The sequence below is a fragment of the Fusibacter tunisiensis genome (assembly GCF_016908355.1).
GTDB lineage: Bacteria > Bacillota > Clostridia > Peptostreptococcales > Acidaminobacteraceae > Fusibacter_D > Fusibacter_D tunisiensis.
In genome coordinates, this window is sequence record NZ_JAFBDT010000005.1 from 73,990 (window position 1) to 89,292 (window position 15,303).

The following is a 15,303-nucleotide window of genomic DNA, read 5'->3' on the forward strand; positions in this document are numbered from 1 at the left end:
AGTAACGATGACCTCATTATCTTTTTAACTGTTCCAATTTAGCACCCTTTAGCCACCATGTCTCGATATGATCCGATCGACACTTCCTTACATCTTAACTGTTCACAACTCGGCAAATCCGGGTATCAGCCAGGGACAGGTCAGGGGTCCGTTTTTCCTCCGTCCCCAAACGATTAATCTCTCCCAAACTTAAAATAACCCCACATTCCAGCGCCAATTACAACGCATGCACCAGCAAAAATATGAAATGCATATGGAAAAGAAAGTCCCGGAAAATGGACGAAATTCATTCCAAAAACACCCGCCAAAAATGAAAGCGGTATAAAAATAACTGAGAAAATGGTTAATGTCATCATCGTTTTATTGAGTGCATTGCTCTTTTCCGCCATCTGCATCTCATAAAGACTGGTAATCATCTCACGATAACTCTTTAAAGATTCCGTTAATTGATTTAAATGATCCATCACATCCGAATAATAAGGTGCATCTTGAGGATTAAAATAATCACTTACTTCACGTGTAAACCCCGTAATCGCATCCTTTATTGGGGAAATGGCATTTACCATATACAAAAGTTCTTTTCTCAATTGATAAATGTCCGTCATATCCGTACTCCCAGTTTCCAGAACAGCCATCTCAACTTCGGAAAACTGCTCATATGATTTGCTCACAACGGGAAAGTAATGGTCCACAACCGCATCCAACAAAGAATAAAACAAATAATCCGTACCACGCGCTCGCGTTCGCCCACCATTCTTTTCGAGCCTACTGCGCACACCGTCAAAAACGTCACCCTCTGTCTCTTGAAATGTCATCAAAACATTGTCTTTGACGAAAATTGACACATGCTCGTGACGGATTTCATCATTTCTCAAATACATCATTTTAATAATTGAAAACAGGTAGGACTCCTTTAATTCAATCTTACTACGCTGAGACACATGGACAACATCTTCCAAATCCATTAAATGCAAATCAAACTTTTCCCCAATTTCGCGAATTAAAGTCACATCATTCAAACCCGTAATATTAATCCAATAATTTTTACCCACCAGATCAACTTCTGAAAAATCCTTAACAATAAAATGCTCACACGCCGCCTCATCATAGGCGTAGACCTCAATTGTCACTTCTATATTTTCATGGATACCGGTATAGCTTAAAGTCCCAGGCGCTTCTCCAACCGTCTGTTTCTTTTGCTGAAATACACTTAAAGGATCTTTAAAATTCATAAAATTCACTTCCACCTCCATATAACACTGTCAGCCAGGGACAGGTCAGGGGTCCATTTTTCCTCCGTCCCCAAAAAAAAGCGTAGATACTCTACGCTAAATTTTTCCTATCTTTAGACTAGAAAATCAATCTTCATAGACAATAACAACCTCTTGTGTTGAATTAATCCAGTCTACTTTACAGTTCAAATTCTCTGCAGCAAATCTTACAGGAACAAAAGTTCTTCCATTTTGGACCACGGGCACAACATCCATGGTTTGACTGGTTCCGTTTATCGTAAGATCCGTCTTACCAACCCACATTTCAACCACATTTCCACGTGCATTAATGGTGATTTTTTGTGTTGCATCTTCCCATTCAATTGTTCCCCCCATTGCTTCAACAATTGCTCGGATTGGAACCATAGTTCTACTGGAAAGAACAACCGGTGTCGTGCCACGACCAGGATCAACCTCTTGATTTTTCCCATTAACAGTCATATCTGGACTGTCAACTTTTAACATAATAAAGTTACGCATTTTTGAAGACGCAACCATATCTGCCGTCGTCTTTGAAGTAAATGTTTGAAGAGGTGCACTTAATTTCTCTTCTATATTTTCAAGTGGGTTTGCTTCAGCAAGAACCGCCTTAACTGTATAATAATAACTTGTATTAGGCAGAACATTTACATCCGCATATGAAGTTCCAGAAATATAAAAATCCGACACAGAAATACCCAATTCATCAGGACTAGTAGACCTGTAAATTCTGTATCCCAAACCATTTGCAGGTTGCCACATAATTCTAATTCCAGACTCAAAAGCCTCTGCACCAATAAGTGGTTTTTCTTTCCATTCATACGTATATCGAATGCCTATTGATCCTGGGCCTCCCCCATAAATACCAAAATACAAAGCGTGTTTTTGGCCTGGATTTCCAGTTGAAACAAATTTCATCGTCATATCGATTTCTGCACTAACTTGCATTTGAGGGTCGCCACCATAACCTAACTTAAAATTGCTCGGTGAGGATCCATCAGGATAGACTATCGTTGCCATCTTTTTGCTTGCTGTCGCTGAACCTATGTTTAAATCTGCTAAATCCATATTAAAATAAGGCTTAAACCCAATTGAAAAATTCCCGTCCTTATTGCTGAGTACTTCTTGATTCAGTTTAATTGTCACCATCTCTTCTGGCATAATGACACTCGGCGGATTGTTCCAAGTGTAAATTGCATGAATATTCACCGGATTGTTTTCATCCCTCGATGCATATGGTCCCAAACCATATGGTTGGGTCATTTGCATTTCAATTCGATTGCCAGTCCGATCCGCATAATAACTCATGGTATCACTAGGCTTATAGCCCTCTGGTATTGGATACTCATACCGATCAACTAAAACCCATGCATACTGAGTATCAGCACTTGCTATCCCACCCCCAACCATAAAAACGCTTAGCACAAGACTCAACATCAAAACCATACTCAATGCCTTACGCATTCTGTTCATCCCCTTTCAAAGAAACTAATGAACTCGCCAAATTTCTAGACTATAAAATTTTTACCCCTAAAAATAGACTTAACGCATAAAAATCAAATCAATTCACCCCATAAGTTCTCTTCATAAAATCCACTGTAAATCGCATCAATTTTTCCAAAACAGTTACATCAATATCTGATAATTTCTTTACATAAATACAGGCTTTCCCCTTTTTAAACTTCCCCAAATCAGTTAACATAGACTCATGCTCTTCTAAGCCCGTAAAAACATAAAGGGATAACGCTGTTTTTCTTGGTGAAAATCCAATAATCGGCCAATCGCCTTCTTGTGAGCTCCTTTCCGACTTATAATGATACTTGCCAAATCCTATAATAGATGTTCCCCACATTCTCGGTGGCTCACCTGTTACCAGTGTCATTAACTTAATCAACTCATAACTGTCGCTCTTCTTTTGCTCTGTATTTGCATAAGCATCAATAAACGCATATACATCTGCATCATTTTCCTTGGTTTTCAGCTCACTCATAGAATCCCTCCTACATCTAATTTAACACGCTCTCAGCTTTCACCCGGGGACAGGTCATGGGTCCGTTTTTCCTCCGTCCCCAAACGAAATTAATCTCTCAACGCTGTTATTGGAACCACATAAACCCCATCAGGCCTTAGATATGCAGCCTTACATATGCCACAGACAACGCACATAACCTTTGGTGGTTTTCCCTTATCATTTATTATTTTGTTCCTAATTCTTATCAATGTATCTGCGGCTTCATCAATCTGATTGCTCCCAAGTTTTATCTCTATGGCAACCCAATCACCATTCTCCAGCTCAACAACAGAGTCGATCTCATCCCCATCATAATCTTGATAATGATATAGCTTGGCATTAAAGGATTCTGCATAGATCCTTAAATCTCTTTCACATAGGGCTTCAAATAGAAAGCCTAGTGTGTTCAAATCATTAATGAGCATCTTTGGTGTTGCATTTAATAAAGCACAGGCTAAGGAAGGGTCGACAAAGTGCCTCTTATCTAACTTTTTCAGTCTTGTTGAGGATCTAATATTTGAAGAGAAGGCTTTCTGATTCTCAATAAGGAACATTCTCTCGAAAAGAGTCAGATAGGTTGAGATGGTATCGACATCCAAATCGTCCTCTTCGTGTTCTCTTATATCTCGTCTTAAAGTACTCATTGAAACTGTGGTACTTTCATTCCTGGCCAAAGACCTAAGGAGTAGATTCATTTTCCGAGTGTTCCTATTGATTCCTTCCAGCCTATAAATGTCATGGTTGATAGTGGCATTTAAGTACTCTCTGGCAAGAACAGTATAATCTGAGAACTCAACATCTAAGCTGCCTGGCCATCCTCCTCTTATAATTAGGTTTATGATCCTGTCTAATCTTGCCTCATCAACCACTATGTTCATGTAGTTCCCATTGCAAATATCTTCAAAGGAAATCTGTCCAGATGAATCCTTGGACTCATATAAAGACATAGGACGCATTCTTAAGGTGGATATCCTCCCTGCACCACTGTGAAGTATTCCCTTCTGGGCAGGAGTAGTAGAGCCTGTCAATATAAACTGCCCCTTAGTGCCTCGTTGGTCAACTTCAAATCTTACTGCATCCCATAGTTCAGGGACCTCTTGCCATTCATCTATTAGCCTTGGATTATCCCCTTCTAAAACCAGCTTTGGGTCAATTTGGGCTAAAGATTTGTTCTGGAAGTTTCCTGCAGGATCTCCCAGATAAATGCTGCTATTGCTGTGGATATTGGCAGTCCAAGTTTTCCCACACCATTTAGCACCTTCAATGCAAACCGCTCCAAATGTCCTTAAATGACTTTCTACAGCCTTATCAATGATTCTTGGTAAATACTCTTGAGTCTTCATTTTAATTTCACCTCAACTCCATTATAAATCCAATCGGTCATTTTTGCAATTTATAATCGGTCGTTTTCCCCGTTCTCATTCGGTCATTTTTCTATCCGGGAACAGGTCATGGGTCCGTTTTTCCTCCGTCCCCAGAAAGAAACTTAAAATAAGCCATGCGTCAACATTCGACACATGGCCTATAACCCTCAAACAAATTATTTTATTAATATCGCATACAGTTTTCGTCCCAACACGTCCCAACTTTTCATCGATTTTCGGCGTTGACTAGTTGGGATTTTTACACTATATACTCACCAGATCGATTAGGTTTCTCACCCGGTTTTTGTAATTTGCTCATCTCTCAACCTCCCTAAAGTTTCATCTCATTCAGTAAATCCCTCAGCTTTTTAAGTTCTTCTACGCTTAAGGTTACACCTTTGCCCATTTTCTCATGTTCAGGAGCCCAATCTCTAATATCATATTTAGGCTCCCTGTCATTCCAGCTGATTAAATTCAGTTCCTTTGACCAGCCTTTATTGTTTTCTGAAAGAGTACCCACGGTTTCTTTAATTTCATATTTTATTTCTGCCATCTATACCTATCCTTTCATCAATCCGTTGTAAATTTGCCAGGTTCTTCTGCAACTCTGTCTGACCAGATAACTTCTTCATAAACATTTCCGGCCATTTTCTCCGCTTGCCGCATGACGATATTCATTGCCTTTAGTGCTTGATCTGGCGGATAATCATACTTGCTAAGAAGCCTTTTAATCACACGTCTCATGCTCGCTCGTGCACTTTTACGAACACTCCAATCAATGGTGATATTGTTTCTTATGGCTAAAGTCAATTCATGAGCGATTTTCTTAAGCGTTTCATCTTCCATGAGTTCTTTTACAATATCATCTGCAGTCAGTGCATCATAAAAAGCAATTTCATCGTCACTTAGACCCAGCTCCGCTTCTTCTTCACGCATCTTTTTAATGTCATGGGCCATTCGAATAAGTTCTTCAATCACTTCTGCATTTGTAAGTGCTTGGTTTCTATACTTATTTAGAGCCTTTGTCAGCCTTTCCGAGAACTTCTCTGACTTCACAAGGTTTCGTTTCTCCATGGTTTTGATGTTGCCTTCTAGTAACTTTTTAAGCATCTCTACAGCTAAGTTCTTCTGCTTCATTTCCTGAACTTCTTTTAAAAACTCTTCGGATAGGATTGAGATCTCCGGCCTCTTAATTCCCATAGCATCAAATACATCGATAACATCTTCTGAGATGATAGAGCGCTCCAGCATTTGATGAAGTCTTGCTTCAATTTCTCTTTTTGATAATGGTGTTTTATCTTTTTCCTTCAGCTTAACAAGACTGGCTTTAACTGCTTTAAAATAGCTGACTTCAAGAGCCTTCTCTTTCCCCTTATCAGTAGCAGCACACAGGGCATGAGCCTTACCTAGCTCAAGAGCTGTCTTTTTAAATTCCTTTTGTTCCTCTTCTTTCTTTCCGAGAATGAAGTCCATGCCACCTACAATGGTTCGCATTCTTTCCACTTGGGAGTTACCCATATACTTTGAGTAGTCATAGCCATGCATCATATCTCTTAAGATTTCCAGCTTTTCAAGCATAACAGCAACAGCAACATCCGTATCAATACCGGTATTTTGACGATCCGTATTGGTGTATTGTTTTAAAGCGCTCTTTAAACTTTCTAAAATCCCGATATAGTCAACCACCACACCGCCAGATTTTTCTTTAAAGACACGATTAACCCTTGCAATGGCTTGCATCAGGTTATGTCCTTTCATAGGTTTATCAATATACATGGTGTGCATGGATGGCACATCAAATCCAGTGAGCCACATGTCACGAACTATCACTATTTTAAGTTCGTCACTATTGTCCTTCATGCGTTTTGCCAGTAAATCCCTACGCTGTTTACCACCTAGATGCTTCTGCAGCTTTTCATTATCTGCCGCGTTGCCGGTCATAACAACTTTGATTTTTCCTTTATCAATATCATCATTATGCCAATCGGGTCTTAGAGCTGTTATGGCATCATAGAGTTCAACACAGATTCTGCGACTCATGCAGACCACCATAGCTTTGCCATCGATGCTCTTAGCCTTTTCTTCGTAGTGATTTACTATATCTTCAGCGAGCTTTTTGACTCTGTTTGGAGAACCCACAATGGATTCCATTCTGGACCATTTGGCTCTGTTTTTATCCTTTTCAAATTCTTCCTGACCTTCTGTGATCTCTTCAAATTCATCATCAATTTTTGTCAGCTCTTCTTCATCTGTTTCCAGTTTAATAATGCGGTTTTCATAATAAATCCGAACCGTTGCTTCATCTTCTACCGCTTGGGTCATATCATATGTATCAATGGTATGACCAAATATGGCTACTGTTGATCGATCTTCAAGATCAATCGGTGTTCCTGTAAAGCCGATAAAAGAGGCATTAGGTAGTGCGTCTCTTAGATATTTCGCGTAGCCGTAATTCACTTCACCGGTTTTAGAATCCACTTTGGCCTCTAGTCCATATTGGCTTCTGTGGGCTTCATCGGCGATGATAATGACATTCTTACGGTCAGTGAGTACTGGCATCTCGCCTTCTTCTGGTTTGAACTTTTGAATGGTGGTAAAGATAATCCCACCGGACTCTCTATCGTTTAAAAGATCATAAAGCCCATTAACCTCGGTACTATTACCGTTAGCATAATTCATTCTTTGGTTATCTGAAAGTTTTCTTACCGTTGCTTGTTTTGGTGTCTGACGCAGAATATCTTTTGATTTAGAGAAGGTTGTGAAAAGCTGATCGTCCAGGTCATTTCTATCAGTTATAACCACGATGGTTGGATTATTCAGTTCTCTCACAAGTCCACCGGTATAGAACACCATGGAGAAACTCTTACCAGAACCTTGGGTATGCCAAATAACACCAATCTTACGATCGCCGTCTTCCTTCGTTGCTTCTTTTGTTTTTTCAATGGCTTTCTTAACAGCAAAGTACTGATGATAGGCTGCCAAAATTTTAATGATGGATTTTTTATCCCCTATTTTCTTTCCATCAATGTCCTTCTCCGGTTCTTTAGACTCCTGGAAAAGAATAAAGTTTTGAATGATATCCAGTAATCTGTCCTTATGGAACATACCATTTAGCAATACTTCATACTGAGGCTCAGATAAAGGTGCGATATTCTCTCCGTCAGCGGTTCTCCAATTCATAAACCACTCTTCATTGGAAGTAATGGTTCCTGCTTTGGCATTGATCCCATCAGAGATGATACAAAAAGCGTTATAGTTAAATAGTGATGGAATGTCTCTTTTATAAGTTTGTATCTGATTGAAGGCACCATCAATCCCCACATTTTCATCACTGGCTGACTTTAATTCTATAACCACAAGTGGCAGTCCATTCACAAAGACGATAAGGTCCGGTCTTCTTTCTTCATTTTCTATAATAGTAAATTGATTGACAACCACAAATTCATTATTACTTATATTTTCAAAGTCTATAATATAGGCTCTTTTGGTACGGATGTTGCCACCTTCCTGAAAGGATACTTCTATCCCTTCTGTCATTAACTGATGAAAATATCGATTGTTTTCTTCCAGCATTGGGCTGTTGAATGTGATCAGTTGACGATAAGCATCATCAAGTGCTTCCCTTGGAATATCACGATTGATCTTAAAGAGTGCATCTTTAACTCTATGTGAAAGGATCACCTCACGATAATCTTTACGCTCTTCATAATCTCCACCTAAAGAAATGTCTGGGCCGAAGGCATAATCGTAGCCAAGACTTTGCAATATTTCTATAGCTGCTTCTTCAAGCATTGCTTCTGTAAAAATACCATTTACACTACTCATAGCTACCACCTCCCAGACAATCTTTAATTTCGATTAGCACATCCAAAGTCGTCATTTGATTTATTTCAATTATTTTATTGATCACCCCGCACCTCCACTTCTTCATTCATCTAACTGACCTTGAATGAGTGATTATTTGAACAGCTTTTTAAGTGTCTTGAATATATCAAAGGATGTCCGATTATATACTTTGTTGTAAACTGCTTTCTTGGGATTCCTAAGAAATCCATATCCCCGCGGCATCTTTATTCCTGCTCTGTGCACTACCTGTCTTTTGATGCTAGTTCTTGCAGAGATCCTTCTCTTTAAGCTTGGTTTTCTAAAGCCAAACTTCATGATGCATCACCTTCCTCATCCAAGGAAACTCTGATTTCACCAGACATTAGTTTTGGTAATAACACGTCTCTAATTCTTTTTAGTAACTCATTTTCTTTATCAAAATTATTCATCTTATCAATAAAGCTTTGTATTAATTCATTAAATCTTTTGAGTATATCAACATTTGGTAAATATAAATCAATTCCTACGACACCCTTTTGTGGTAATGCTAGTACTGTAGTTCCCGTTGCATAACCTTCTGCACGCTCTCGAAAGTCTTTTGACTTAAAATAATAGTATAAAAAATTTCGAGGAATCTTCAAATTTCTAATTGCAAAAATATGATGTGTAAAAATAATTTTTTCACATTCAAAATCTGGCACTAAACACGGGCTGCCTAAAATAACACGATCTTGTGTCATATCAGTATTAGCAATTACTAGATCTCCTGGTTTAACCATATGTCTATCTTTAAAATCTCCATTATAAAACTTAATTTTTTCCTGTCTATATCCACCACCTGGATTTATTGTTCCTAAGTTAATCATCGGAACGCCTTCTTCCACTAAGTGTTTTCCTTTGTATGATAATCCCTTTTGAACATCTAACAGGTTACCAAGTGAATCTACTCTCCAGCCCTTAGGAATCATCCCAAGCTCGCTTTCTACCATCTCTCCGCCACTAGACTTATAAGGTTCTCCATCTTCATTGGGAAATTCGAAATCAACAAACCATTGCTTGAAAATTGCTTGTGCCATATTCTCAAGGGTCCTGTTTATTTGGTTGTTGACTTCAATTTTATCGTCCACGGTTGAGAGGATGTGGGCTATGGATTTTTGTTCTTCTATTGATGGCACTATTATAGAAAAATTTGAAAATGTGGTCTTATTTATTATCGGTACAGCTGTAGATGTTTTACTTAAATAATTTAAGTGTTTTCCCAAAATCGTCATTCCATAATATATGAAATCAGGATCAAATTTCTCATCTGGAACAATTGAATTAATCTGTTGGTTTGTTACTGTAGGCTCACTAGTTAAAACCACCTTGCCTAAATCTGATCCAATGCAACTAACACAAATAGATTTAGCTGGTAACAAACAGTTTTTAACTGAATTAAGTCCCATTTCAGAAAGAGTTCTTGCTGTACTTTTTACTTTTTTTATATTCATGTCATCGGAGGGTGTCAAAAACGGAATATTTCCCCCGTAATTCTCGCTAATAGCTGTTTTTGGGGTTTTACCAGTTACAATTTTACCGATTTCAGAAACTTTAACTTCTCTCCACTCACTAGAACTCATAACCAATACCCCCTAGATTCTTTCTGATCTCATCTTCCAGATGTCGGGATTTTGCAAAGAGTTCTGCCAACTCGGCTGTCATATTTTCCATTTTCTCATCAAATGGGATGCCATCATCTTCTATATCTTCAATTCCAACATACCTTCCAGGTGTTAGAACATATTCATGCTCTCTGATTTCTTCAATCTTAGCTGACTTGCAGAAGCCCTTGATGTCTTCATATTCCCCATCGACATTTCGCCATTCATGATAAGTTTCAGAGATCTTACTAATATCCTCCTCCGTAAGCTCTCTGTGTCGTCTATCAATCATCTCACCTAATTGTCTTGCATCGATAAAAAGCACTTCATGTTCTCTGGATCTAAACTTCGGATTATCCTTCTTATTTCTGTTCAGGATCCATAGTGATACAGGGATACCTGTGGAATAGAACAATTTATCTGGAAGAGCTACTATGGCATCAACCATATCCCCTTCTAATAAATTCTTTCTAATTTCACCTTCATTAGAGGTGTTGGTACTTAGTGAGCCATTGGCAAGAACGATCCCCGCGCTACCATTAGGTGCCAGGTGATAAATCATATGCTGAAGCCATGCGTAGTTTGCATTACCTGCAGGTGGAATACCAAATTTCCATCTTACATCATCTGTCAGTTGATTGCCACCCCAGTCACTAATATTAAAAGGTGGATTAGCAAGGATATAATCTGCTTTTAATGTCTTGTGAAGATCGTGATGGAATGTATCATCGTGGTGTGGTCCTAGATTGGCATCAAGTCCTCTAATAGCCAAGTTCATCTTGCAAAGCTTCCACGTTGTTGAGTTCATCTCTTGACCATAGATAGAGAGATTTTCAACTTTCCCTTGATGATCTTCCACAAACTTTTCACTCTGTACAAACATACCGCCGGATCCACAACAAGGGTCATAGACTCTACCTTGGTATGGCTCGATCATGTCAACCAAAGTCTTAACTACGCTGGTAGGGGTGTAGAATTCTCCACCACCTTTTCCTTCTACGCTTGCAAACTGCCCAAGAAAATATTCGTATACTCTACCCAATAAATCCTTTTCCCCATTTTGATATAGCTTGATGGTTGAAATAAGATCAATCAGTTCTCCAAGCCTTCTTTTGTCAATTTCCGGCCTTGCATAGCGCTTATCCAGAACACCCTTAAGAGATGTATTCTCTTTTTCAATGAGAATCATGGCATCATCAATGTACTGACCAATTTTTGAGTCTTTTGCATTGTCTTTGATAAATGACCATCTAGCTTCTTTAGGAACCCAAAAGATATTCTCTGCTTCATACTCATCTCGGTCCTCTTCAAAGCCTGCACCTTCTTCTACAAGCGCATTAAACTTTGTTTCAAATTTATCGGATATGTACTTAAGGAAGATCAGCCCCAGTACCACGTGTTTATATTCACTGGCATCCATGCTGCCTCTCAGCTTATCTGCCGCTTTCCAAAGTGTCTCTTCAAATCCAATGTTTCCTGTGTTTTCAGCCATTTATATTCCCTCCAAATGTTTAATAGTTATGATCATCAAAGACTTCAAAAATTTCACTTTCAAAGCCTTCTTGTTCCGGTTCGCTACTCACCCAGTCAGGCAAGACTTCATAATAATGAGACAGCGCTTCAATTGTTTTGTGTAGAACTGATTCATGCTGCACTTTTTCAAGTAGTTCTACAATGAGCTTATAGGTCTCCAAGTATGGATTGTTGTCTACTACATCCATGGCGGCCTTAAACTTAGATACCAGCTTGGCCTTTTCTATATCGCGCTCTATTGCATTCATTTCTTCTTTATCATAGATGGGAACTTCAACAAGATCATTAATCTCTCCCAAAGAAAACTGCTGTTCATGCTTTTTAATTACAGGCTTCAGATCTCTTTTCAGCTTTTCCTTCTGGATTTCTAATTGGTCAATTTCACTAAGCTCACGTCCAAAGTAGGACTGATCAATACCAAAGAGTGCTTCTAAAACCGGTAGATATTTCTTTGGAATATTCTGTCGCCCTTTCACCCACATGTTTATATTTTGTTTTTTAATGCCGAGTTTTTCTGCAAGTTCTATATGTTGAAGGTTATAGAGGTTTAAAATATATTCTAATCCTATCAAGTTCTCACCTCCTGGTGCAGGGCTATAATCCCACCTAATATTTATTGTACTTCATTTTATTGACTCGGTCAATATAAAGTGTAAATATTTTCTAATTTTTTGACAATAATACTATCCACTCACCACATTTTTGTCAGCAATCTTATCAACTCACGAGCCCTAAAGTAAATCTAACCTATAAACCTTGCATTCCGCATTCTTAGATAAGTTCCCACAAAATAAAAAACCGTGATTATCCTTCTGGCATGAAACCAGATCTCAAATCACGGAAAGTGCTTATTTACTCACCTTTTTACACTCTTACTTCTCTACCCTTGATAGCAATACAACCGTCTCAACATGTTTTGAGATGATGTGATAGCTGTCACTTCTATTGTTTAGAAACTCGTATTTTTTAAAGGTCGTTTTAGGGAACATATCCAAGATTGATTGTCGTCTGTGGGAACATATCAGAACTCAATTAGTACTTTTAGATGGCGGTAATCCTTTTATCCGTGAACACTTGTTACTCAACTAATTTTATACTTGCATTTCCCTCGTAACAGGAAGCATCTCTGCTTGAAACACCTCTTACACTAATCTCAGTATACCACAATCCCAAATTACAAAAGCCCCACAATAAAACCAAAGGCTCAGAATCGTATGATTCCAAGCCTCCTTGTTGGTTTTAATTTAATTTCAGTCCATATTTACCGGACAAATTACTATGAATTTGAAAGAATGAAACTACAATTCAAAATCATGTGCATGGTTATTATCCAGCTTGTTCCTGTACTTTGCTTAAAGTTTTCTTGTGACCGGTCAAATAGTTCTAGAACCAGTGATACTAGGTACAAATTATGGAGTATATGTTACCGCTGTAACTTTTCCGGTATCAATTGTAAACACTAACTTTGTTAGGTCATTAAATACAATATTAGAGTTAGCTGGTAAAAGATCAGCTGTTTGTAAAACACCTTCAAGAGCTGTAACTTCAGCAGCAGTTGGATTTGCTCCGGCCATTGTACCCGCTGGATATGTTCCATCATCAGCATAATGCATTTGAATAGCTGAGTCTAAAAGTTTAGCATTAGCTATATCTGCCTTTTCTTCAGCTTTATCCGTAAACCCACCCAACCTAGGAATTGCTATCGCAGCCAAAATACCCAAAATAGCAATAACAACAATCAGTTCAATAAGGGTGAACCCTCCTAATTATAGGAAAATATAGTAATTTTTACAATTAAAAATCCGCTGTTTCCAAAGGGTTCAGCGGTTTTCATTATTCGGTGTAATGGTTGTAATAGCTTACATCATCATAGCATATGTTTTTATAACAATGATAATTCTATATGCCTTGATGGCGGTATACTTTTCCAGTTTTTAGTCAAGGAATTCTTCAAGAAAATCCCCTTCCCCGTAGCGTCTGAAGAAGTCCACAAGGGCCACTTCTATGATGTCTTTCTGGCTGACATTGTGTTCCTGGCTGTAAAGCCTCACCATCTCATCCAAGACTGTGGCCATCCTAATCGCCTTTGTGCCATAGCCCCCTTTGATCTGATATCTTGGTAGGACTTTCGAAACTGAGGCCATCTCCATTGGTCCTGATCTTTTAGTGCTTTCTTTGATTTCTCCCAGCGTTTTTAAGATGCCTGTGAGAACGTCTTCCAGCGCACCTGCTTCAAGCGATAAAGGTTTAGCCGGTTTTTCCGGTTCATCACTTTTAGTTTTACCCTTTACATAATTGCCCTTAATGGTATCCCACTCATAGCCTTTACGCTTCATGTAGGTCCCCATTTCACTGTGGCTGGTAAACCCCACCTGCTCTGCGATGTCTTTTGGATTGGCCCCTTCTTCAGCAAAGAGTGAGATCACAAGGGCTGCTTTCGAGACGCCTCTTAACTGAAGCAAATTGTCCCTGCCTTTACCAGAGTATTTCTCTGCTGCGGGTACAAAGTTCTGCTGCCTTGAGTCCCAGGAGAAGTTGCGCCTTCTCATGTAGTTGTCAAGAGAGTTTGGGTTGGTGTAGCCTAGTGCTTTTGCAATATCTTCTTTTTCTTTTCCTTCTTCGAGCATTTTCAAAATGCGGTCTACCTGTCTGTCAAACACAGGGTCTTTACAATCAATAAGAGCCATCTCGTCCTCCTTCCTAACTGTTTAAGGTATTAACGGCCTCAGTTAATGCCTCAAGGTTGGTGTGCGTATAAATGGATGTCACTGCAAGGTTTGAATGGCCCAGTAGCTTTTGAATTTCTACAAGACCTACTTTCTTTTTCACTAGGGTTGATGCGAATGAATGCCTCAGCACATGGCAGGAAACCTGCTTCTTGATGCCTGATTTTTCAGCAGCAGTGCTAAGGGATAAGCAGATGTGTGGGTATGAGATGCTCTTCTTCCCTGACCTGCTTGTGGCGAAGAAGTAATCTGACTCAGGTGCATCCCTCACATTATCAAGATAGTCCTTTAAAAGGCTGTAGAGCTGATTGTTGATGGGAACGATCCTGTCCTTCTTATTCTTGCCCTCAATGACCCGAATGACTTTTTTCTCAAAGTCCACATCATCGAGTTTTAAGTTTCTGCACTCTGAAATTCTAAGGCCAGTGTTGTAAAGAAAAATCACAATGGTTTTGATGATTGGATTGTGGACCTCAGCCACCACCCTGTCTACCTCTTCTTCTGTAAGGTAATTGCGCTCTTTCTTTGGAAGTTTTATAGTTTCCATGTTGGCAGCAATATCCTTGATGACAATGTCTTTTTTACTGGCAAACTTATAAAAGCTTCTCAGAGTGTAAAAATACCGGCTTCTACTATTGGGCGCAAAGCCTTTTTCCTTTAAGTATCTTAACAAGTCTTCCAGATCATCTTCTGTGATGTCTTCCACAAAGACTGGGCCATTGGCCTTTTCTTCAAAAAACTTTCTCATGAAAGTCATGTCCCTGACGTACCGCTCGGCGGTCAGTGGGCTTCTGTCAATGCTGTAAAGATAATCGTTAAAGCGTTCTATCGCTTCACTGAGTAACATAGGTTTGTCCTCCCTTCATAGTCTATTATTATAGGTAGAAAGTCTCCACCCGTTAGTATCACATGTTAACTCTAAACCGCCCTACTATCAAGTGATTTCAAAGGGTT

General features: G+C 39.0%; 11 protein-coding genes and 1 pseudogene. All 12 read right to left on the reverse strand.

Annotated features, from left to right (window positions below; genetic code table 11):
- Nucleotides 1–173: 173 nt before the first annotated feature.
- Nucleotides 174–1,232, reverse strand: a complete 1,059-nt coding sequence (gene corA, locus JOC49_RS04820; protein WP_243423607.1) for a magnesium/cobalt transporter CorA — start codon at nt 1,230–1,232, stop codon at nt 174–176.
- 126 nt (nt 1,233–1,358) lie between these two features.
- Nucleotides 1,359–2,714 (reverse strand): copper amine oxidase N-terminal domain-containing protein, encoded by a 1,356-nt coding sequence (locus JOC49_RS04825; RefSeq protein WP_204662963.1) that lies wholly within the window; start codon nt 2,712–2,714, stop codon nt 1,359–1,361.
- A gap of 97 nt (nt 2,715–2,811) precedes the next feature.
- A complete protein-coding gene (locus tag JOC49_RS04830; protein ID WP_204662965.1) occupies nt 2,812–3,240 on the reverse strand; it encodes a DUF1801 domain-containing protein in 429 nt (142 codons plus the stop codon).
- A gap of 89 nt (nt 3,241–3,329) precedes the next feature.
- On the reverse strand, nt 3,330–4,604 hold the full coding sequence (locus tag JOC49_RS04835) for an ATP-binding protein (RefSeq protein WP_204662967.1): 1,275 nt from the start codon (nt 4,602–4,604) through the stop codon (nt 3,330–3,332).
- Between the two features lie 352 nt (nt 4,605–4,956).
- On the reverse strand, nt 4,957–5,178 hold the full coding sequence (locus JOC49_RS04840) for a YdbC family protein (RefSeq protein WP_204662969.1): 222 nt from the start codon (nt 5,176–5,178) through the stop codon (nt 4,957–4,959).
- Between the two features lie 17 nt (nt 5,179–5,195).
- Entirely contained in the window at nt 5,196–8,450 is a 3,255-nt protein-coding gene (locus tag JOC49_RS04845) for a type I restriction endonuclease subunit R (RefSeq protein WP_204662971.1), read from the reverse strand.
- 332 nt (nt 8,451–8,782) lie between these two features.
- Nucleotides 8,783–10,069 (reverse strand): restriction endonuclease subunit S, encoded by a 1,287-nt coding sequence (locus JOC49_RS04850; protein WP_204662973.1) that lies wholly within the window; start codon nt 10,067–10,069, stop codon nt 8,783–8,785.
- On the reverse strand, nt 10,059–11,582 hold the full coding sequence (locus JOC49_RS04855) for a class I SAM-dependent DNA methyltransferase (protein ID WP_204662975.1): 1,524 nt from the start codon (nt 11,580–11,582) through the stop codon (nt 10,059–10,061). Before JOC49_RS04855 ends, JOC49_RS04850 begins: the two co-directional genes overlap by 11 nt.
- A 19-nt stretch (nt 11,583–11,601) precedes the next feature.
- A complete protein-coding gene (locus tag JOC49_RS04860; RefSeq protein ID WP_204662977.1) occupies nt 11,602–12,195 on the reverse strand; it encodes a helix-turn-helix domain-containing protein in 594 nt (197 codons plus the stop codon).
- An 837-nt stretch (nt 12,196–13,032) separates the two neighbouring features.
- A pseudogene (locus JOC49_RS13350) lies at nt 13,033–13,377 on the reverse strand (type II secretion system protein); the annotation flags it as partial.
- A gap of 180 nt (nt 13,378–13,557) precedes the next feature.
- Nucleotides 13,558–14,310, reverse strand: coding sequence for a hypothetical protein (locus JOC49_RS04870; RefSeq protein WP_204662979.1), 753 nt, complete (start codon nt 14,308–14,310; stop codon nt 13,558–13,560).
- Nucleotides 14,311–14,323: 13 nt separating this feature from the next.
- On the reverse strand, nt 14,324–15,196 hold the full coding sequence (locus JOC49_RS04875) for a tyrosine-type recombinase/integrase (protein ID WP_204662981.1): 873 nt from the start codon (nt 15,194–15,196) through the stop codon (nt 14,324–14,326).
- Nucleotides 15,197–15,303 lie beyond the last annotated feature (107 nt).

What these genes read in the sequence shown, in the direction of transcription:
- JOC49_RS04870 (WP_204662979.1), bottom strand. Translation starts at nt 14,310, where the DNA reads ATGGCTCTTATTGATTGTAAAGACCCTGTGTTTGACAGACAGGTAGAC.
- corA (WP_243423607.1), bottom strand. Translation starts at nt 1,232, where the DNA reads ATGAATTTTAAAGATCCTTTAAGTGTATTTCAGCAAAAGAAACAGACG.
- JOC49_RS04825 (WP_204662963.1), bottom strand. Translation starts at nt 2,714, where the DNA reads ATGCGTAAGGCATTGAGTATGGTTTTGATGTTGAGTCTTGTGCTAAGC.
- JOC49_RS04845 (WP_204662971.1), bottom strand. Translation starts at nt 8,450, where the DNA reads ATGAGTAGTGTAAATGGTATTTTTACAGAAGCAATGCTTGAAGAAGCA.
- JOC49_RS04840 (WP_204662969.1), bottom strand. Translation starts at nt 5,178, where the DNA reads ATGGCAGAAATAAAATATGAAATTAAAGAAACCGTGGGTACTCTTTCA.
- JOC49_RS04830 (WP_204662965.1), bottom strand. Translation starts at nt 3,240, where the DNA reads ATGAGTGAGCTGAAAACCAAGGAAAATGATGCAGATGTATATGCGTTT.
- JOC49_RS04875 (WP_204662981.1), bottom strand. Translation starts at nt 15,196, where the DNA reads ATGTTACTCAGTGAAGCGATAGAACGCTTTAACGATTATCTTTACAGC.
- JOC49_RS04855 (WP_204662975.1), bottom strand. Translation starts at nt 11,582, where the DNA reads ATGGCTGAAAACACAGGAAACATTGGATTTGAAGAGACACTTTGGAAA.
- JOC49_RS04850 (WP_204662973.1), bottom strand. Translation starts at nt 10,069, where the DNA reads ATGAGTTCTAGTGAGTGGAGAGAAGTTAAAGTTTCTGAAATCGGTAAA.
- JOC49_RS04835 (WP_204662967.1), bottom strand. Translation starts at nt 4,604, where the DNA reads ATGAAGACTCAAGAGTATTTACCAAGAATCATTGATAAGGCTGTAGAA.